The organism is Micromonospora sp. CA-249363 (genome assembly GCF_050950185.1).
Lineage (GTDB): Bacteria > Actinomycetota > Actinomycetes > Mycobacteriales > Micromonosporaceae > Micromonospora.
Map to the genome: position 1 here is coordinate 2,015,834 of NZ_CP192020.1, position 18,819 is coordinate 2,034,652.

The window sequence follows — 18,819 nt, forward strand, 5'->3', positions numbered from 1 at the left end:
CCGTACGACGGCTCGCGCGGGCGGTAGATCGACAGCCGTTCCGAGAAGTTCATTCCTCGATTTGGCGGCGAATCGGGCTACGGCGTCCCCTACACCTGAGTGCCCTCGTCCGACAGGATCTCGACGTACCCGTCGGCGCCGTGCACGCGGATCCGCTGCCCGTCGCGGATGATCCTGGTCGCGTCCGGCACGCCGACGACGGCGGGCAGGCCGTACTCCCGGGCGATGACCGCCCCGTGGGTCATGAGTCCACCAACCTCGGTGACCAGCCCGGCGACCGCCACGAACAGCGGCGACCAGCTCGGATCGGTGTAGGCGGTCACCAGGATGTCGCCCGGTTCCAGGTCCGCCTCGGCCAGGTCGAGAAGGACACGGGCGCGACCCTCGACGATCCCGGCGGAGACGCCGAGACCGACAAGCGCGTCGGCCGGCACGTCGTCGCGTCGGTACGCGCCGGAGATGCCCTCTCCCTCCGAGGTCAGCACCCGGGGCGGGGTGAGCGTCTGGTACGTCCGGAACGCCTCCCTGCGCCGCTCGACGAGGCGATCGTCGATCCGGTGCGTGCGTACGACGTCGTGCAGCTCGGCGAAGGTGAGGTGAAAGATGTCGTCCCGCTCGCGCAGCACGCCGGCCTGCACGAGGCGATCCGCCTCCCCCAGCAGGGCCTGCTTGTAGACGAGGTAGCGGCTGATGATCGCGTACTTCGGGTACTCCCGGTAGCCGATGAAGGTGCGAACCCGGTCGATCATCCGTGCCGTCTCCTCGGCCTTACGCTCCCCGTCCGGCCGGGCGCGTAGGCGTTCCAGCAGCTCCTCGCGTTTGCGCTGCGCCTGGGCGTGGCCCTGCGCGAAGCGCCGGCCGGCGGCCCCGGCCTCGTGGAGCCCGATGTTGTCGAGGATCAGGGGTACGAGCGTGGTGGGGCGCTCGGCCCAGCGCGGCCTCGTGATGTCGATCTCGCCGACGCAGCGCATCCCGTACCGGTCGAGATAGCCCCGGATGGCATCGCGCGCCTGGGCGCCGCCCGCCAGCCTCGGCAGCTCGTCGAGGAAGCCGTCGTCGTCGACGTCCCGCAGGAAGGTCACCACCTCGGGGTACGGGCGGATCGCGTCCGCGACGTCGAGCAGCGCCAGCCCCATCTCCGACGTGACGTTGCCGGGGGCCGACAGGGTGAGGCTGTCGGCCGCGTTCTTCTCACCCAGCCATTCGGCCAACTGCTCGTTGAGCCACCAGGTGGCCTCCATCCCGGCCATGATCGCCTGCATGCTCAACGGATCGGCGAGCAGCCGCTTGTGCTCCTCGAAGGCCGCGAGCAGGAAGTCGAACAGCGCCGGTCCGCTCACCGTCGCGATGTCGCGCCGCAGCGCGGCGAGGGACGTCCGGCTGCGCTCGACCAGCTCGGTGACGATGGCCGGGTCGTTCTCGATCGTGGTCGGCGTGCCGCCGAGCCGCGGAACCCGGGGAGCGTCGTCGGTGAGCGTCGGTACGAAGTCGGGGCGGTTGAGAACTGTCTCCAGCGCGTCCCGGGTCAACGGATCGGACTTCTCCACCATGTCGAGGAAGCCGACGCGGCTCGCGGGCGACGCCAGGATGCGGGTGGCGTCGACGAAGAGTCGCCCACCGGCTTCCTGCATCGGCGCCATCGCCGTGAGCTGCCACATGGACAGACCCAGCGGCTTCATGGCGTCGGTCATCATCTGCTGATGCCCCACCGACAGGTAGACGTGGTTCTCCCCGTCCCGGGCGGAGGCGGGGACGGGGAACAGCGTGGTGATCGGCCGGCTCTGGACGATCTGCACGTCGTCGTCGGCCAGGCACCACTCGATGTCCTGCGGACAGCCGAAGGCCGCTTCGATGTGCCGCCCCACCCGTACCAGTCGCAGGACCTGGTCGTCCGTCAGCGCCGGCCGGTCCTGCCGCTCGGCGCTGATCGCCTGCCGGGCGGTGCCACCGCCCGGGAGGGCGTCGACGGCGAGGCGCTTGACCGCGATCGACCTGTCGATGATCGCGTCGTCGCGCACCCGCCAGGCGTCCGGGTTCACGAGCCCGGAGACCAGCGCCTCGCCGAGGCCGAAGCTGGCCTCCACGGAGGCGACCTTCCGGTTGGACGTGACGGGATCGGCCGTGAACAGCACGCCGGCCGCCTGCGGGAACACCATCTTCTGCACGACGACGGCGAGGTGGACCGTCCGGTGGTCGATGCCGTTGCGCTGCCGGTAGGTGACGGCCCGCTCGGTGAAGAGGGAGGCCCAGCACCGGCTGACATGCGCGAGGACGGCCGCCGCGCCGCGGACGTTCAGGTAGGTGTCCTGCTGGCCCGCGAAGGAGGCCGTCGCCAGGTCCTCCGCGGTGGCGCTGGACCGGACGGCGTAGGCCGCGTCCACGCCGTGCCGGCGCAGGGCCGCGCCGATCGCCGTCACCAGGTCGTCGGGCAGGACGATCCCCTCGATCAGTCGGCGGATCTCCGAGCTGCGGTCGCGGATCGTCTCCCGGTCGTCCGCCGCGAGGCGCGACAGGTGGTCGAGGTGGTCCGCCATCGCCGGCCCCTCGGCCACCACCCGTCGGAAGGCGTCGGTCGTCACACAGAAGCCGGGCGGTACGCGGACGCCGTCGAGCCGCATCAGCGCCCCCAGCCGGGCGCCCTTGCCGCCGACGATCGCGACCTGTGTCTCGTCCACCTCATCGAGATCCCGTACGTACCGGTCGCTCATCGTGTCACCTCGACCCCGACGGCGCGCGTGAACACCAGCGCCTTGAACAACACCCGCACGTGGTTCCCCGATTCTTCGTTGGTTCCCGTCTCCGGCCGACGATTCTGCGCCCCGACCGGGGTCTTGCGGCAAGGCCCCGGTCGCGATATACGTTAAAGTGGGAGCGGTTACCGGTGGCGTTTTCCGGCCACGAATGACAATCGCGAAACGCGGCGCGATCCCCGCTGACCGAGCGCGAGAGGGAGCTGCCGTGACAGCGGCCACGCAGGTTCTCTTCGTCCAGGGCGCCGGGCCCGGCACGTACGACGAGTGGGACAGCCGGATGGTCGACAGCCTGCGACGCGAACTCGGTGACTCGTTCGACGTCCGCTATCCGCGCCTGCCCGACGAGAGCGATCCGAGCTCCGTCGCGTGGAGCGCCGCCATTCACCGGGAGATCGCGGCCCTGGACGACGGCGCTGTCGTGGTCGGCCATTCGGTCGGCGGGGCGGTCCTCGTCCACGCGCTCGCCGAGCAGCCACCGGAACGTGAGCTGGCGCTGATCGTCCTGGTCGCCGCCCCCTTCGTCGGAGCGGGTGGCTGGCCCGGCGACGAGTTCGAGCTGCCCGGCGACCTCGGTGCCAGGCTGCCGCGCGGCGTGCCGGTACGGGTGTTCCACGGTCTCGGGGACGAAACGGTGCCACCGTCGCACGCCGACCGGTACGCGCAGGTGCTGCCGCAGGCGCTCCGGTACCTGCTCCCCGGGCGCGACCACCAACTCGACGACGACCTCGTCGAGGTGGCGCAGGTGATCACCCGAAACGTCGCGCCCCCGCGCTGACCGCACCACGCCAGGCGCGGTCGTCAGGGCTGCGTCGGACGTCACTTTGACGGCGTAGGCTAATAGTATTAGCCTTGGGCTAACACAATTAGCTTGGAGGGTTCGATGACCGAGTACCTGAAGGTCGACGACGGCACCCTGGCGTACGAGGTGACCGGCCAGTCCGGCCCGCTCGTCGTACTCGCCCACGGCATGGGCGACAGCCGCGAGGCGTACCGTTTCGTCGTGCCGCGCCTGGCCGCCGCCGGCTACCGGGTGGCCGCGGTCGACCTGCGCGGTTGCGGCGAGTCGAGTGCCCGGTGGCGCTCCTACAGTCGCACCGACATCGCGGGCGACCTGCTCGCGATCATCCGCCACCTCGGCGGCCCGGCCGTGCTGGTCGGCCACTCGATCTCCGGCGGGGCCGCCACCATCGCCGCCGCCCGGGCGCCCGAGTCGGTCAGCGGAGTGGTCGAGCTGGCCCCCTTCACGCGCAAGCAGTCGATCAAGCTGGGTGACCTACGGGTCTCCCGTTACCGCAGGGGCATCACCCGGCTGCTCGGCACCGGCCTGTTCGGCAGCGTTCGGCTCTGGCGCAGCTATCTCGACGTCGCCTACCCGGGCCGGAAGCCGGCCGACTGGTCCGCCCGTACCGCCCGGATCGACGCCATGATGCGCGAGCCCGGCCGGATGGCGGCGATGCGTGGGATGGGCCGGTCGGCGCCGACCGACGCCGGAGCGCAACTGGGCAACGTCCGCTGCCCGGTCCTGATCGTCGAGGGCACGCTCGACCCGGACTGGGCCGACCCGCGCGCCGAGGGGGAAGCGATCGTGGCCGCGCTACCGGCCGGGCTGGGTCGGCTCGAGATGGTCGAGGGCGCGGGTCACTACCCGCACGCGCAGTACCCCGACGAGGTGGTGACCCTGCTGCTCGACTTCCTGCGCACGCACGCCCGGGCCTGACCGGCGCTCAGGCCAGCAGTTGCTCCCGCATCCGCGCGCCCAGGTTGATCCGTCCCACCGGGTACCCGGCCTGCGGATCGTGGACGTCGAGGCTGTTGTTGCGGCGCATCAACGCGCGGACCGGCGGCGGCAGTCGCGGTGGGTCGTCCATGGCCGCGAGGATCTGCGCGGCGCTCGCGATCAGCCGATCGACAAGGGCCGCCGCGTCGGTGTCCACCCGCACCCGGCCGTACTCCCAACCGGCGGTGGTGAGGTCGAGCACCTCGAACATGTGAGTCACCAGCGGTGCCGGATCGGTGACCCGATCGAGCCGGGACGCCCGGTCGCCGACCACCGCGACGGCGGCGGCCACCTGGGCGTACGGGTGGAAGCCGCAGGGCAGCGCGAACAGCGGCCAGCGCAGTCCGGGGCCGGCCTCCGACCACAGCTGCCGGTAGTTGCGCCGGTGCACGAGGAGTCGTCGGCCCGTCCGACGGTGGATGTCCTGAGCCTGCGCCCGAAGATCCAGGTGTGCCTCGTCGGCGACCTGGTGCAGGACCCGGGCCGCGACCACCAGGCCGTCGTCCCCGCTCAGCATCCCGGTCGCCGCCTCGACCTGCGCGGGGAACGGGGCTCGCGCACGAGGGCCGTAACCGTGCTGGAGGTCTCGCAGCAGCGCCTGCTGCCGCTCCGGGTCGAGCTGGATCCGCCCGCCGCCCAGCAGCCGCTGGAGCCAACGCATGTCGCCTCGTTTCAGCAGAGCCGTCCCGAACTGTCGCCATGCTATGCGCCGGGGGATCATCGCGTGTCGCAGGGGTGTGCGGTAACGGCGGGATCCACATTCCAGGGTGTCATTTAGTGAGGGCCATCTATATTGACGTTAGCCATCGTTCAGGGACAGGATCTCGGCACCACCACCACCACCACCACCACCATCGCCGCGATCTCCCTTGGGAGGCGTCATGCCCCGTCCCCGCCTGCCGCTCCTGCGGGCAACCGCCCGACTGGCCGCACTCGCCACGGCCACCGTCGGACTCCTGCTCGCCGTCACCACACCCGCCAGCGCCGCGGTCCCCTCCGGCCGCTACGTCGCGCTGGGGGACTCGTACACCGCAGGTCCCCTGATCCCGACCCAGGTGGACCTCAACTGTCTGCGGTCGAACCGCAACTATCCCTCCCTGGTGGCCGCGGCCGCCGGCTCGACGTCGTTCGCCGACGTGAGCTGCTCCGGGGCCACGACCGACGACATCCTCTACGGCGGCAGTGGGCAACTGGGCATCAACCTGCCACCGCAGCTCAACGCGGTCACGTCGAGCACGTCGCTGGTGACGGTGCAGATCGGCGGCAACGACATCGGCTTCTCCGGCATCATCAGCGAGTGCGCGGAGGCGAGCCTCAGCAGTCCCCTCGGCTCGCCCTGCAAGAACCGGTACACGGCCGGTGGCACCGACCAGTTGCAGGCCCGGATCGCGGCGACGGTGCCGAAGGTGACCACCGTGCTCCAGGGGATCCGTCGGGCCGCGCCCAACGCGCGGGTCGTCGTCCTCGGCTACCCGGCGATCCTGCCCGACAGCGGGTACGGCTGCTGGCCGGTGGTCCCGATCGCCTACCAGGACGTGCCGTACCTGCGCGGCATCGAGAAGTCGCTCAACGCCATGCTGGCCAGCGCTGCGGGCGCGAACGGCGCCACCTACGCCGACGTCTACACGCCGTCGATCGGCCGGGACGCGTGCAAGAGCAGCGGCACCCGTTGGGTCGAGGGCCTGGTGCCGCAGAACTCCGCCGCGCCCTTCCACCCGAACGCGCGTGGTGAGCAGGGCATGGCCACCGCGCTGCTCACCATCCTGAGCTGACCGGGCGATCGCTTCAGGCCGGCCCCGCCGTACGACGGCGGGGCCGGACCGTCCGTACGGCCACCGCCGGAGACTGTCGGAGGCCCGTGTCAGGATCCTCGCCGTGGACGGATGGATGTACAACGATCGACCCGAGGGCGTTCGCTTCCTGACCGACCGGGTCGCCGAGCCGGGTCGCGCCGAGATCGAGGCCGAGATCTGGGACTGGGTCGTGCGTGGCTACGACGACCCCGACGACTTCCTGGACTACCTGGACGAGGACGACGACCGACACGGCGCCACCGACGACGACCTGAGGTCGGCGTACGAGCGAGCGCTGAACGCCCGGCGCGAGCAGCAGCAGCGGTGGGGCGCGGTGCGCGGCAACCTGACCCGCGCGTTCGCCGAGCTCACCGAGCTCGGCGTGGTGGCCAGGGAGAACTTCAGCTGCTGCGGCACCTGCGCGTCCGCCGAGATCCACGACGAGCGCGACGACTCCCGGCACTGGCAGGGCTACCTGTGGTACCACCAGCAGGACACGGAGTCGCTGCTCGCCAGCGAGGACGGCGAGGTCTACCTCGGCTACGGCGTCTACCCGACTGCGGATTTCGACGAGGCCGCCTACTCGGCCCTGCCGGAGGCCGAGCAGCAGGCCCGCTACCAGGCCGACCTGGAACGCCTACTCGACGAGGTCGCCTTCCCGGTGCTCCGCCGGCACGGCATGCGGGTGGAGTGGAACCGCAAGCAGTCGCAGCGGGTCCGGGTGACCGGCGCGCAGTGGTACGCGCCGTTGCCGAGCGTCTGAGGCAGGGCGCGAGCCGTCACCGCCGGTCGTTGAGACGGGCGGCCTGGCGGGTCAGGTGGTCCCGTTCGGCGAGGTTGGCCGCCTTACGGGCCGCCTCGGCGTAGAGCCGCGCCGCCGTCGCCAGGTCACCGTCGCGCTCGTGCAGGTACGCGGCCACCGCCGTGTACCGGGGCAGCGAGTCGTCGAGCCCCGCGAGGGCCGCCAACCCGGCCCGGGCGCCGTCGGCCGCGCCGACCGCCACGGCGCGGTTGAGCCGGACGACCGGGTTGTCGGTCAGCCGGGCGAGCTCGTCGTACCACTCGACGATCTGCACCCAGTCGGTCTCCTCGGCGGTGGGAGCGTCGGCGTGCAGCGCCGCGATGGCGGCCTGGGCCTGGAACTCGCCGAGCCGGTCCTGAGCGAGGGCCGCCTGGAGGACACCGACGCCCTCGGCGATGGCGGCCGTGTCCCAACGGCTGCGGTCCTGCTCCGCGAGCGGCACCAGGCTGCCGTCGGGCGCGGTCCGGCTGGCCCGACGGGCGTGGTGCAGCAGCATGAGGGCGAGCAGTCCCGCCACCTCGGGATGGTCGATGACGACTGCGAGCTGCCGGGTGAGCCGGATGGCCTCGGCGGCGAGGTCGACGTCGCCGGTGTAGCCCTCGTTGAAGACCAGGTAGAGCACGCGCAGCACGGTGGTCACGTCACCGGGCTGGTCGAACCGTACGGTGGAGACGGTCCGTTTGGCCCGGCTGATGCGCTGCGCCATGGTCGCCTCGGGCACCAGGTAGGCCTGGGCGATCTGCCGGGTGGTCAGCCCGCCGACGGCCCGCAGCGTGAGCGCGACGGCCGACGACGGCGTCAGCGACGGGTGGGCGCAGAGGAAGTAGAGCGCGAGGGTGTCGTCCACCCCGCTCGTGGGCCCGGGCGTCGGCTCGGTGTCGACGACGTCTTCACGACGGCGACGGGCAGCGTCCGCGCGGGCGGTGTCGAGGAACCGACGCCACGCCACGGTGATCAGCCAACCCTTCGGGTCGCGCGGCGGATCGGCCGGCCAGACGCGGACGGCCTCCACCAGCGCGTCCTGCACGGCGTCCTCGCCCGCCGCGAAGTCAGCTCCGCGGCGGACGAGAACGGCGAGCACGCTCGGCGTGAGGCTCCGGAGCAGTGCCGGGTCCATCGCGGACGTCACTCCGTGATGGTGGGCGGCTCGGTGAGGAACGGGCGCAGCTCGAGCCACTCGTGGATCGGCTTCCCGCCCGCTCCCGGCGCGGCCGACAGCTCGCCCGCCAGTTCGACGGCGCGCTCGTAACTGTCGACGTCGATCACCATCCAGCCGGCGATGAGGTCCTTGGTCTCGGCGAACGGACCGTCGGTGATCGGCGGGCGTCCCTCTCCGTCGTAGCGGACCCAGGCCCCCTCCGGTGCGAGCGCCTGACCTTCGATGAACTCACCACTCTTTTCCAGCCGGGCGGCGAAGTCGTGCATGTACTGCATGTGCGCCGAGATCTCCTCCGGCGTCCACCGGTCCATCGGCACGTCGTTCACGCCGACCGGACCGCCGCGGTAGTGCTTCAGCAGCAGGTACTTCATCGTCGTGTTCCTCTCGCTGGCGCGACCCGTTCTGGTCACGTTCACACCGGGGACGGTGCGGCGTGTGCGTTCTCGACATGGTCGCCGAAAAAACTTCTGCGGGCTCGGGGCGCGCCGTCCGGGCGCGGCTAGCGGTGGGCGGGTGGCGCGGTGCTGCCCCGGACGACGAGCGCCGTACTGAGCTCGTACCGCTCCTGGGGCAGAGTGTGGCCGTCCGCCAGCGTCAGCGCGAGGCGGGCGGCGGTGGCCCCGATCTCGGTGAACGGTTGTCGCACCGTGGTCAGTGGTGGTGACGTCCAGGCCGCCTGGTCCACGTCGTCGAACCCGACGACGCTCAGGTCTTCGGGGATCCGCCGGCCGACGTCGTGGGCCGCCGCGTAGACGCCGAGCGCCTGGAGGTCGTTGCCGCAGACGACAGCGGTGGGTGGTTCGGGCAGGGTCAGCAGCTCGCGGCCGAGGTCCCGGCCGGCCACGAAGCTGAACACCCCCTGCCGTTCGAGGCTGTCGTCGAATCCGATGCCGGCATGATCCAGCGCGGCCCGGAAGCCGTCCAGGCGAGCCCGCGCCGCCAGATCCTGCACCGGCCCGGTGAGCACCCCGATCCGCCGGTGGCCGAGATCGAGAAGGTGCCGGGTGGCGGCGAGAGCGCCACTCCAGTTGTTCGATCCGACGGCGGGGGTGGGGAAGAGTTCTCCACCCGGGTCGATGGCGACCAGCGGTATGCCCATGGCGGCCAACTGTCGGCCGTGCTCGGCGGTGACGAGAGAACAGACCGCGATGACAGCCGTCGGATGCCGCAGCAGCAGGGGCTCCATCCAGGGCAGCCCCGCCGTCACGCGGTGCCGGAGGTCGACGAACCCGACGGTGCAGTCGCGCGCGTCCGCGACCTCCTGGATGCCACGCAGGATCTCCAGTGCGATCGAGGGCAGCATGTGGTGGAAGAGAACCTCGACGCAGCGGGTTCGCGCCGCGTCCTCCGGCCGGCGGTAGCCGTGGTCGCGCAACAGCGCCTCCACCCGCTGCCGGGTCTGCTCACCCACCCCGGCGCGGCCGTTGAGGACCTTGGACACCGTGGGAGGCGACACTCCGGCGAGCTCGGCGATCGTGGCGACGGGCAGGTCACCCCTCAGCGGTCTGCGGGGGCGCCGCCGGCTCTCGTCGCTCACACGGCGAGTCTACGGTCGCGGTACCGGTCGTTCAGGTGGGCGGACGCGCCATTGGGCGGTAGTCGAACCAGTCGAAGGCCGCCACGCCGTCGGTCACGTACATGCCGATGACCCGACCGGTGAAGCCGCCGGCGACCTCGGTGGAGAGGTACCGTCCGTCGAGTTCGGCCAGCAGCACCTGGCCGTCCGTGCTCTCCACCTCGAACGTGATCATGTCGCTGGTGGCGGCGCGTACCCCGAAGGGTTCGTCGGTGGCGGCGAGACCGGCGGTGGACGTCACCGTCGGCGGGTAGAGGTCGTGGGTCCGGGTGGCGATCGTCAGGATGAGCGGACCACGGGGTACGTCGAGCGTCGCGAAGACCTGCCGGAACGGTCCCACCCGGCCGAGCACGCGGACGACGGCGTCCTGGACCTCGAGGTCGTAGTGGTGCGCCTCGTCGATGCGCAGGGTGAGTCCGCCCGTGCCGGCGCCCGGATCGACCCGCACGCTGGCGCGGCAGTCATGGTGGCGTTGACGGGCCGCCACGATCGTCGCGCCGGCGCGGTCCAGCGTCGTACCGCTGGCGTGCAGCGTGAGCCATCCGGGCCGCTCGGTCAACGACCATGCCGCGTCGGGACGGGAGCGGGGCGAGACCCACCCGGGTGCGAGGCTGGTCGTGTCGAAGTCGTCGCGGTGCGCGCCCGGATCGGGTGGCTCGGCCAGGGCCGGTGGGGTGCCGGCGGGCGCGGCGGTGACCTCTCGGACGGGGTCGACAACGGGCCAACCGTCGACCCAGCGGACCGGCACGAGGAACGTCTCGCGTCCGAGCACGTGGAAGGGCGGCCACTGGCCCTTCGGCCGGATCCCCAGCAGGACCATCCACCAACTGCCGTCCGGGGCCTGCACCAGGTCGGCGTGCCCGGCCGCCTGGACGGGGAGGTCGGTGCCCCGGTGGGTGAGGATCGGGTTGGTCGGCGCGGGCTCGAACGGTCCCCGAGGGCTGCGGGACCGGGCGATCGAGACGGCGTGACCGGTGTGCGTCCCACCCTCGGAGAGCAGCAGGTACCACCATTCGCCGATCCGGTACAGGTGCGGAGCCTCCGGGTACTGCCCTCCGGTGCCGGACCACAGCGCGATCGGACCCTCCCGCACCCGGCCCGTGTCCGGGTCGATCCGGTAGCCGTCCACTCCCGAGGTCGTCAGCCAGCAGGTGCCGTCATCGTCCCAGGCCAGGGACGGGTCGACGTGCGGCAGGTCGAGGTAGACCGGCTCCGACCATGGACCGGTGGGATCCGCCGCGGTGACGATGAGATGCCGGCCGAGGCTGACGTTTGTGGTGATCACCCAGAAGCGGCCGTCGTGGTGGCGGATGGTCGGCGCGAAGATGCCGCCGGACGCGTCGGCGTCGGGCGGGATCTCCAACTGGCTGGCACGGTCGAGGACGTTACCGATCTGTCGCCAGTGGACCAGGTCCCGGCTGTGCAGGAGCGGCACCCCGGGGAAGTACTCGAAGCTTGAGCAGACGAGGTAGTAGTCCTCGCCGACCCGGCAGACGCTCGGGTCGGGGTAGAAGCCGGGTACGACCGGGTTGCGGTAGCCCGTCTCGGCCGACGACCCTGGGGACACGGGCTGCCACCTCCGGGCGGTCGGCGCCAAGATGTCGTGGTTTGTTTGCGATAACATCTCGTGCCCCTGGATGCTACGAACGAGCCGCGTCGATGGCAAGGTGTCCGGGGGCGCGCCGTGGGCATGCCTCTGCGTACCGATCCGAAACATGACCGACACCTATTGACGAGCAGCGTCTTCATCTACGAAGGTCTATGGAGGATGCATGGCGCGCCGCCGGGAGCCCGGTGCGCCGGGTCTCGACTGTGAACGTTGCCAGAGGGTGCGCGCGGGCCGCGCCTGTTAACGCTAACAGCGAGCGCCCACCACGCGTCCCCGGCCGCCGCCGACCGTCCCCGCCAGGACTCGATCGGCAGTACGGCCGTGGGCACGTCCCGCCATCGCACCAAATTTCGGCGGCGCCTCCAGCGGCGCCGTCCCCACCTGCGCGAGGCATCTGGCCTGCGCAGATTGGAGAAACCATGTCTGAAGTGACACGAAGAAACGTGCTGCGCGCCGGTGCCGCCGGCGCCGGCGCCGCGCTGCTACCGGTCGCGTGGTCCGCCGTCGCCCGCGCCGGCTCGGTCGCGCCACCGCAGGTGCTCGCCGCCAACGACATGGCTCTCTGGTACGACGAGCCGGCGGGCACCGACTGGCTCCGCGCGCTGCCGATCGGCAACGGGCGTCTCGGCGCCATGGTGTTCGGCAACGTCGACACCGAACGGCTCCAACTCAACGAGGACACCGTCTGGGCGGGCGGTCCGTACGACTCCGCCAACACCCGTGGCGCGTCCAACCTCGCCGAGATCCGGCGACGCGTCTTCGCCGACCAGTGGACGTCGGCGCAGGACCTGATCAACCAGACGATGATGGGGAACCCGGGCGGCCAACTCGCGTACCAGCCGGTGGGCAACCTCCGTCTCGCCTTCGGCTCGGCCAGCGGCGCGGCACAGTACAACCGGACGCTCGACCTGACCACCGCCACCGTCACGACCACGTACGTGCTCAACGGTGTCCGGTACCAGCGTGAGGTGTTCGCCAGCGCGCCCGACGGGGTGATCGTGCTGCGACTGACCGCCGACCGGGCCAACTCGATCACGTTCAACGCCACCTTCGACAGCCCACAACGGACGACGATGTCGAGCCCCGACGCCGCCACGATCGCGGCCGACGGCATCTCCGGGGCCATGGAGGGCGTCAACGGCTCGGTGCGTTTCCTCGCGCTGGCCAACGCCGTGGCGACGGGCGGCACGGTCAGCAGCTCGGGTGGCACCCTGCGCGTCTCCGGGGCCACGAGCGTGACCGTGCTGATCTCGATCGGGTCCAGTTACCTCAACTACCGAACGGTCAACGGCGACTACCAGGGCATCGCGCGCACCCGCCTCAGCGCGGCGCGGGGGGTGAGCTTCGACCAGCTGCGCAGCCGCCATCTCGCCGACTACCAGGCCCTGTTCAACCGGGTGAGCATCGACCTCGGGCGGACGGCAGCGGCCGACCAGCCGACGGACGTGCGGATCGCCCAGCATGCGAGCACCAACGATCCGCAGTTCTCGGCTCTGCTGTTCCAGTTCGGCCGGTACCTGCTGATCTCCTCCTCGCGCCCGGGCACCCAACCGGCGAACCTCCAGGGCATCTGGAACGACTCGATGACGCCGCCGTGGGACTCGAAGTACACGATCAACGCCAACCTGCCGATGAACTACTGGCCCGCCGACACCACGAACCTGGCCGAGTGTTTCCTGCCCGTCTTCGACATGATCAAGGATCTGACGGCGACCGGCGCGCGCGTCGCCCAGGCGCAGTACGGCGCGGGCGGCTGGGTCACCCACCACAACACCGACGCGTGGCGGGGCGCCTCGGTCGTCGACGGGGCACTGTGGGGAATGTGGCAGACCGGCGGCGCCTGGCTGGCCACGCTGATCTGGGAGCACTACCTGTTCACCGGCGACACCGGTTTCCTCCAGGCCAACTATTCGGCGCTCAAGGGCGCCGCCCAGTTCTTCCTCGACACCCTGGTCGCCCACCCGACGCTCGGTTACCTGGTCACCAACCCGTCGAACTCGCCGGAGCTGCCGCACCACTCGAACGCCAGCGTCTGCGCGGGCCCCACGATGGACAACCAGATCCTGCGGGACCTGTTCGACGCCGTGGCCCGGGCGAGCGAGGTACTGGGTGTCGACACCACGTTCCGCTCCCAGGTGCGGACGGCGCGGGACCGACTGGCCCCGAACCGCGTCGGCTCCCGTGGCAACGTGCAGGAGTGGCTCGCCGACTGGGTCGAGACCGAGCGGTACCACCGGCACGTCTCCCACCTGTACGGCCTGCATCCCAGCAACCAGATCACCAAGCGCGGCACGCCGCAGCTCTACGAGGCCGCCCGCCGGACGCTGGAACTGCGCGGCGACGACGGGACCGGCTGGTCCCTCGCTTGGAAGATCAATTACTGGGCCCGTCTGGAGGACGGCGCCCGCGCCCACAAGCTCCTGAAGGACCTGGTACGCACCGACCGGCTCGCGCCGAACATGTTCGACCTGCACCCACCGTTCCAGATCGACGGCAACTTCGGCGCGACGTCCGGCATCGCCGAGATGGTGCTGCACAGCCACAACGGCGAGCTGCACCTGCTCCCCGCCCTGCCGAGCGCCTGGCCCACCGGCCAGGTCGCGGGTCTGCGCGGGCGGGGCGGGTACACCGTCGGCGTGGCCTGGACCAGTGGGCAGGCCGACGAGATCAGCGTCCGCGCCGACCGGGACGGCACCGTACGCCTGCGCGCCCGCCTCTTCACCGGATCGTTCACCCTGGTCGACGTGACCGACGGCAGTACGCCCAGCACCACCCGACCCGAGACGGACGTCGTCCAACTCGCGGTCCGCGCCGGTCACACGTACCGGGCGGCGCGGCCCGGCGTGACACCGTCACCGACGCTGAGCGCGACGCCGTCGCCCACCGTCTCCCCGACCCTGAGCCCGACGCCGACCTCGTCCCCGACCCCGACGCCGACCGTGTCGAGCACGCCCTCGCCGTCCGGCGCGCGGGCCACGTACACGGTGACGAACGCGTGGTCGGGTGGTTTCCAGGGGTCGGTCACGGTAACCGCCGGCACGACGGCGATCCAGGGCTGGACGGTCTCCTGGACGTTCCCCAACGGGCAGGCGATCACCCAGATCTGGGGCGGTACGCACACCCAGAGCGGTGCCAGCGTGCGCGTGACGAACGTCGACTACAACGGGTCGTTGCCGGCCGGTGGCTCCACCACGTTCGGCTTCCTCGCCTCCGCGACGGGAACCAACAACCCGCCGACCGACATCACCTGCACGACCACCTGAGCCGGCGCGTTCCCGCCCGCCGCCGGCTGAGCATCGGCGGCGGGCCGGGGCGTGCCGCCCACCCGCCGCTACCCCGCCGCGCTGCCGTCCGCGCTCCGGGCCCGCCTGCGCCACCGCCACCGCCGCCAAACGGCGACCACGAAGGCCACCGCGAGGAGCAGGGCCGCGGCGCCCTTCCATGCGCGCTCCGACCACGGTCGGTCGGTGCCGAACGCCGCCTCGCCGCTCGCCATGACCCACACGCCCACCCACGCCCACTCCCAGCCGCGGGGCCGAGAGAACTCCTCGGGCGGGTCGGTGAACGCGCCGACCGCGATGATCGCGGCGCCGCCGACGAGGACCAGCGGTACGCCGACGTCCGTGACGAACTCCCAGAACGACACGTCCCGATGATCGCTGGTGGGCGCACGGCCCACCAGAGCGTGTTCAGGAGACCGCCGCGCGCACCAGCTCGACGACCCGCTTCTCCACCTCGGGGCTCCACGCGCGCAGGGCGTACGCCACCGGCCAGAGGTCGCCGTCGTCGAGGTTGGCCGGGTCCTGGAAGCCCAGCGTCGAGTACCGGTAGTTGAACTTGCCGGAGTCCTGGAAGAAGACGACGATCTTGTCGGCGGCGTTCGCGTACGCGGGCATTCCGTACCACGTCTTCGGCGACAGCTCGGGCGCGGCGGTGGTGACCGCCACGTGCACCCGCTCGGCGAGCGCGCGGTCGTCCGGCGCCATCTGCGCGATCCGGTCGAGGACCGCCTGCAACCCGTCGGCCTTCTTGGCACCCTTCCTGCCCTCGGCGCGCAGCTCGGCCGCGCGCTCCTTCATCGCGGCACGCTCCTCGGCGCTGAAGCCGTCGGAATCGGTCGTGGAGGACTTCGCGGACATTATGGGCTCCCTCTGGCTCGTCGTGGTTCGGCATCGTGCCGGCCACCTGCGAAAAGGCTAGGCCCGGACGGTACGGGCGAGCTTCTTGATTCCTGACCGGCTCGGACCGGATACGCCGGGGCGGGGCGTCCGGGTCCGCTCGCCGAGCGCTTATGCTCGGAAACCGGAGCAGGGCGCGTCCCCGTCGGGGCAGCAGTCGATTCGAGGGCGGCGGATGAACATCGGGGAGATCGCCCGACGGGCGGGGGTGTCCCGCAGCACGGTCTCGTACGTGCTCAGCGGCAAGCGGACGGTGTCGGAGGCGACCCGGCAGCGGATCCAGGCGGTCATCGACGAGCTGGACTACCGGCCGAACGCCAGCGCCCGCGCGCTGAAGGAGGGGCGTACGCGCACCCTCGGGCTGGTGATTCCACCGGCCAGCCAACGGCTGACCGACATGCAGTTGGGCTTCGTCGCCAGCGTCGTCGAGGCCGCCGCCCGACACGACCTCGACGTGCTGCTGTCCCCGTCGGGCGGCGACCATGACCGCTCGTTCGAGCGGATCGTCAGCGGGCGTCGCGTCGACGGCGTCGTGCTGATGGAGATCCGGTTGGAGGACGACCGGGTGACCCGGCTGGCCCGCACGGGTCTGCCGTTCGTCACGATCGGTCGCACGGCCGAGGCGCACGGCATGAGCTGGGTCGACATCGACTACGCCGGGTTGATCGCACGCTGCGTGCATCACCTGGCCGACCTGGGGCACCGCCACGTGGCCCTGGTGAACCGCTCCGCCGAGCTGGTGGCGGCGGGTTACGGCCCCAGCCACCGCGCCCTGGCCGGTTTTCAGGCGGCGGTGGCCGAGCGGGGCCTCACCGGCATCGACGTCTGCTGCGGTGACGACACCGCCTCCGGCGAGGCCTGCGTGGAGCAGTTGCTCGTCACGCATCCGGAGGTCACGGCGGTGGCCACCATCAACGAGGCGGCGCTGCCCGGAATGCAGCGTGCGCTGACCGGCGCCGGGCTGGCCGTGCCGGCGGACTTCTCCGTCACCGGCGTCGCCGCCCAGCACTGGGCGGAGGACTTCCGGCCGCCGCTGACCGCCGCGGACGTACCCATGCGGGAGATGGGTGCCGAGGCGGTGTCGCTGCTGCTGGAGATCATCGCGGCGCCCGGCAGCGTGCCGCGGCACCGCCTGTACAGCCCGCCCATCTCGCTGCGGTCCAGCACGGGCCCGGTCCGGACCGGCTGATCCGGTCCGCTGCGCCGGCCGCCCGCGACCCTGCCGGCCGCCCGCGACCGCGCCGAGCGCCCGCGACCGCGCCGAGCGCCCGCGACTACGCCGAGCGACCGACCATGCCGGCCGCGCGACTACGGCGACCGCGCGACTACGGCGACCGCGCGACTACGGCGACCGCGCGACTACGGCGACCGCGCGACCACGTCGGCCGCGCGACTACGCCGACCGCGCGACCACGTCGGCCGCGCGTGGCCGCGCGACGACGCCGGTCCGGTCACCGCCGCGCGGCCCGGCGCTCCTGATGGGCGGCGGCGAGGATGAGGTAGCTGCTGGCGGTCCAGGTGTACGCGCGGTCACGCAGCCCCGTGCCGGTCTCGGCGTCGAAGTTCTCCGCGAAACCCGACTTCTCGCACAGCGCGAGGAAGCGTTGGCTGATGTCGTCGGCGATCCCGGTGTGCCCGGCCCGCCGGAGGCCGTCCTCGACCAGCACGGTGGAGGGCGCCCAGATCGGGCCCCGCCAGTAGCCGTCGGCGAGGTAGTGGGCCGAGTCCGTCGGCTCGGTCGCCAGCCCGTGAGTGGTGAGGTGGGCCTCGATACCCCGAGCCAGCGCGTCGGCGATCGGGGTGGGCAGGTCGGCGCCGAGCGCGACGGGCATCAGGTCGAGCAGGCTACGGCTGGTCCGCCGCTGCCCGGTGTGCGGGCTTCGGGCGGCGAAACGCTCACCGTCCCACAACTCCCGGAGCATCGCCGTGCGGATCCGGTCGGCTTCCCGGGACCACCGGTCGGACGGCTCGCCCAGCTCGGCGGCGAGGTCGGCCAGGCAGTCCAACTGCGAGACGAGGAACGCGGCCAGGTCGGCGGTCTGCAGGACCCGGTGCTCGTCGAACGTGGTGGCGTTGTCCCAGCCGCTGTCGTTGCCGTGCTGGTAGTGCGGCAGATCCGCACCGGGTGCGCGGCGCGCGTCCAGCCAGAATCCGGTCCACCGGGCCAGCCGGTCGTACGTCTGCGCGAGCGCCGTCCGGTCCGGTGGGTGGGGAAGGCGTCGGCGCAGGTGCCGCAGCGCCCAGCCGTGGATGGGGGGTTTGACGTAGTTGTGCAGGACCTCGGAGTGGGTGACCGAGTCGGGGAGGGCGCCGGCGGCGTCCTGGTGGTCGAAGGGCAGGTGGAACTGGTGCCAGGCCAGCTCCGGCTCGCCGGCGGCCAGGGCGATCGCGTTGAAGCAGTGGTCCCAGCTCCACACCTTGTCCATCCAGTGCTTGGACATCAGGACGGCGGGCCGGGTGACGAAGCCCGCCGGGTCTACGGTGGCGGACCACAGCACGTACGCGGCCAGCTCGGCGGCCGGAGTGTCCTCGTCGCGCCACGGCGCGACCGCGTCGACGAACGCGGCGAACTCGGCGCTGCGGTCGCCGTACACCTGGTCGAACGCGACGGCCGTGGTGTAGGGCCGCCGCGCGGTCGCGTACTCCTCGACGGCGATCTCCCAGGGCTCGTCGGCGGCGAGGGCAAGAGACCGGTCGGCGGTGCCGAGCGCCTCGACGCCGTCGGTACGGTGCAGCACGCCGGCCAGCACCGTGACCCGGTAGCGACGCCCGGTCTCGTACGAGGTGAACACGTGCGAGCCGTCGACCGGGTCGCGGTACAGGTAGCTGCCGCTGAACGGGGTGAGCGTGCCCGCCGCGGCGCAGATCCGCAGGCCGAGCTGCCGACCCCGGATCCGCAGGGTGTCCGGTCCGTCGAAGACGGCCTCGATCTGGCCGGAGCCGGCACGCCAGGTCAGCAGCGCGGGCGTGGCGACGACGGTGGCGTCCGGGGCCGCGGGGGAGAGGCGGAGCACCGGGTGCAGCCCGGTCTGGTGCGACACCAGGTGCAGGTCGTCGGCGTACGTCTTCTCGGCGACCACGGGGGAGATGTTGAGCCAGGACCCCCGGTAGCTGAACGGGATGTCCTGGATGGCGAACTCCGGACCGGACGGGGCGACAGTCATGGGTGGCG

The 18,819-nt window shown here is 71.7% G+C and carries 15 protein-coding genes; 6 read left to right on the forward strand and 9 right to left on the reverse strand.

The window, feature by feature from the left end; all coding sequences use genetic code 11:
- Positions 1–89 precede the first annotated feature (89 nt).
- A complete protein-coding gene (gene rph / locus ACQPZK_RS09345; RefSeq protein WP_433537900.1) occupies positions 90–2,708 on the reverse strand; it encodes a rifamycin-inactivating phosphotransferase in 2,619 nt (872 codons plus the stop codon).
- Between the two features lie 250 nt (positions 2,709–2,958).
- On the opposite strand from rph, the gene ACQPZK_RS09350 reads away from it, so the two are divergent.
- Both ACQPZK_RS09350 and ACQPZK_RS09355 read left to right on the forward strand, forming a co-directional pair.
- On the forward strand, positions 2,959–3,528 hold the full coding sequence (locus ACQPZK_RS09350; RefSeq protein ID WP_433537901.1) for an alpha/beta fold hydrolase: 570 nt from the start codon (positions 2,959–2,961) through the stop codon (positions 3,526–3,528).
- Positions 3,529–3,633: 105 nt separating this feature from the next.
- On the forward strand, positions 3,634–4,470 hold the full coding sequence (locus ACQPZK_RS09355; protein WP_433537902.1) for an alpha/beta fold hydrolase: 837 nt from the start codon (positions 3,634–3,636) through the stop codon (positions 4,468–4,470).
- A gap of 7 nt (positions 4,471–4,477) precedes the next feature.
- On the opposite strand, the gene ACQPZK_RS09360 is transcribed toward ACQPZK_RS09355, so the two are convergent.
- Entirely contained in the window at positions 4,478–5,191 is a 714-nt protein-coding gene (locus tag ACQPZK_RS09360) for a hypothetical protein (protein WP_433537903.1), read from the reverse strand.
- 220 nt (positions 5,192–5,411) lie between these two features.
- Between ACQPZK_RS09360 and ACQPZK_RS09365 the strand changes: the two genes are divergently transcribed.
- Together ACQPZK_RS09365 and ACQPZK_RS09370 are read left to right on the forward strand one after the other, a co-directional pair.
- The gene (locus ACQPZK_RS09365) at positions 5,412–6,302 is read left to right on the forward strand and encodes an SGNH/GDSL hydrolase family protein (RefSeq protein ID WP_433537904.1); all 891 of its coding nucleotides are present in this window, start codon (positions 5,412–5,414) and stop codon (positions 6,300–6,302) included.
- Positions 6,303–6,405: 103 nt separating this feature from the next.
- Entirely contained in the window at positions 6,406–7,086 is a 681-nt protein-coding gene (locus tag ACQPZK_RS09370) for a DUF6891 domain-containing protein (RefSeq protein ID WP_433537905.1), read from the forward strand.
- A gap of 16 nt (positions 7,087–7,102) precedes the next feature.
- On the opposite strand, the gene ACQPZK_RS09375 is transcribed toward ACQPZK_RS09370, so the two are convergent.
- From ACQPZK_RS09375 to ACQPZK_RS09390, 4 genes are all read right to left on the reverse strand, one after another.
- Entirely contained in the window at positions 7,103–8,242 is a 1,140-nt protein-coding gene (locus ACQPZK_RS09375; protein WP_433539158.1) for an RNA polymerase sigma factor, read from the reverse strand.
- An 8-nt stretch (positions 8,243–8,250) separates the two neighbouring features.
- On the reverse strand, positions 8,251–8,655 hold the full coding sequence (locus ACQPZK_RS09380) for a YciI family protein (protein ID WP_433539159.1): 405 nt from the start codon (positions 8,653–8,655) through the stop codon (positions 8,251–8,253).
- Between the two features lie 128 nt (positions 8,656–8,783).
- Positions 8,784–9,821 (reverse strand): LacI family DNA-binding transcriptional regulator, encoded by a 1,038-nt coding sequence (locus ACQPZK_RS09385; protein WP_433537906.1) that lies wholly within the window; start codon positions 9,819–9,821, stop codon positions 8,784–8,786.
- A 31-nt stretch (positions 9,822–9,852) separates the two neighbouring features.
- Positions 9,853–11,427 (reverse strand): glycoside hydrolase family 43 protein, encoded by a 1,575-nt coding sequence (locus ACQPZK_RS09390; protein WP_433537907.1) that lies wholly within the window; start codon positions 11,425–11,427, stop codon positions 9,853–9,855.
- A 461-nt stretch (positions 11,428–11,888) separates the two neighbouring features.
- Between ACQPZK_RS09390 and ACQPZK_RS09395 the strand changes: the two genes are divergently transcribed.
- Positions 11,889–14,732 carry a glycosyl hydrolase family 95 catalytic domain-containing protein gene (locus ACQPZK_RS09395; protein WP_433537908.1) on the forward strand — a complete coding sequence of 948 codons (2,844 nt, stop codon included), beginning with the start codon at positions 11,889–11,891 and terminating at the stop codon, positions 14,730–14,732.
- A gap of 68 nt (positions 14,733–14,800) precedes the next feature.
- Here ACQPZK_RS09395 and ACQPZK_RS09400 read toward each other — a convergent pair whose 3' ends face one another.
- Both ACQPZK_RS09400 and ACQPZK_RS09405 read right to left on the reverse strand, forming a co-directional pair.
- Positions 14,801–15,115 carry a hypothetical protein gene (locus ACQPZK_RS09400; protein ID WP_433537909.1) on the reverse strand — a complete coding sequence of 105 codons (315 nt, stop codon included), beginning with the start codon at positions 15,113–15,115 and terminating at the stop codon, positions 14,801–14,803.
- A gap of 43 nt (positions 15,116–15,158) precedes the next feature.
- On the reverse strand, positions 15,159–15,608 hold the full coding sequence (locus ACQPZK_RS09405; RefSeq protein WP_433537910.1) for an iron chaperone: 450 nt from the start codon (positions 15,606–15,608) through the stop codon (positions 15,159–15,161).
- A 214-nt stretch (positions 15,609–15,822) separates the two neighbouring features.
- Here ACQPZK_RS09405 and ACQPZK_RS09410 point away from each other — a divergent pair, with 214 nt between their 5' ends.
- A complete protein-coding gene (locus tag ACQPZK_RS09410; protein ID WP_433537911.1) occupies positions 15,823–16,836 on the forward strand; it encodes a LacI family DNA-binding transcriptional regulator in 1,014 nt (337 codons plus the stop codon).
- Positions 16,837–17,098: 262 nt separating this feature from the next.
- Here ACQPZK_RS09410 and ACQPZK_RS09415 read toward each other — a convergent pair whose 3' ends face one another.
- The gene (locus ACQPZK_RS09415; protein WP_433537912.1) at positions 17,099–18,811 is read right to left on the reverse strand and encodes an amylo-alpha-1,6-glucosidase; all 1,713 of its coding nucleotides are present in this window, start codon (positions 18,809–18,811) and stop codon (positions 17,099–17,101) included.
- Positions 18,812–18,819: the final 8 nt, after the last annotated feature.

Bases quoted from the DNA above. Each gene is read 5' to 3' on its own strand.
- ACQPZK_RS09410 (WP_433537911.1), top strand. From the start codon at position 15,823: ATGAACATCGGGGAGATCGCCCGACGGGCGGGGGTGTCCCGCAGCACG.
- ACQPZK_RS09365 (WP_433537904.1), top strand. From the start codon at position 5,412: ATGCCCCGTCCCCGCCTGCCGCTCCTGCGGGCAACCGCCCGACTGGCC.
- ACQPZK_RS09405 (WP_433537910.1), bottom strand. From the start codon at position 15,608: ATGTCCGCGAAGTCCTCCACGACCGATTCCGACGGCTTCAGCGCCGAG.
- ACQPZK_RS09415 (WP_433537912.1), bottom strand. From the start codon at position 18,811: ATGACTGTCGCCCCGTCCGGTCCGGAGTTCGCCATCCAGGACATCCCG.
- ACQPZK_RS09375 (WP_433539158.1), bottom strand. From the start codon at position 8,242: ATGGACCCGGCACTGCTCCGGAGCCTCACGCCGAGCGTGCTCGCCGTT.
- ACQPZK_RS09355 (WP_433537902.1), top strand. From the start codon at position 3,634: ATGACCGAGTACCTGAAGGTCGACGACGGCACCCTGGCGTACGAGGTG.
- ACQPZK_RS09380 (WP_433539159.1), bottom strand. From the start codon at position 8,655: ATGAAGTACCTGCTGCTGAAGCACTACCGCGGCGGTCCGGTCGGCGTG.
- rph (WP_433537900.1), bottom strand. From the start codon at position 2,708: ATGAGCGACCGGTACGTACGGGATCTCGATGAGGTGGACGAGACACAG.
- ACQPZK_RS09360 (WP_433537903.1), bottom strand. From the start codon at position 5,191: ATGCGTTGGCTCCAGCGGCTGCTGGGCGGCGGGCGGATCCAGCTCGAC.
- ACQPZK_RS09395 (WP_433537908.1), top strand. From the start codon at position 11,889: ATGTCTGAAGTGACACGAAGAAACGTGCTGCGCGCCGGTGCCGCCGGC.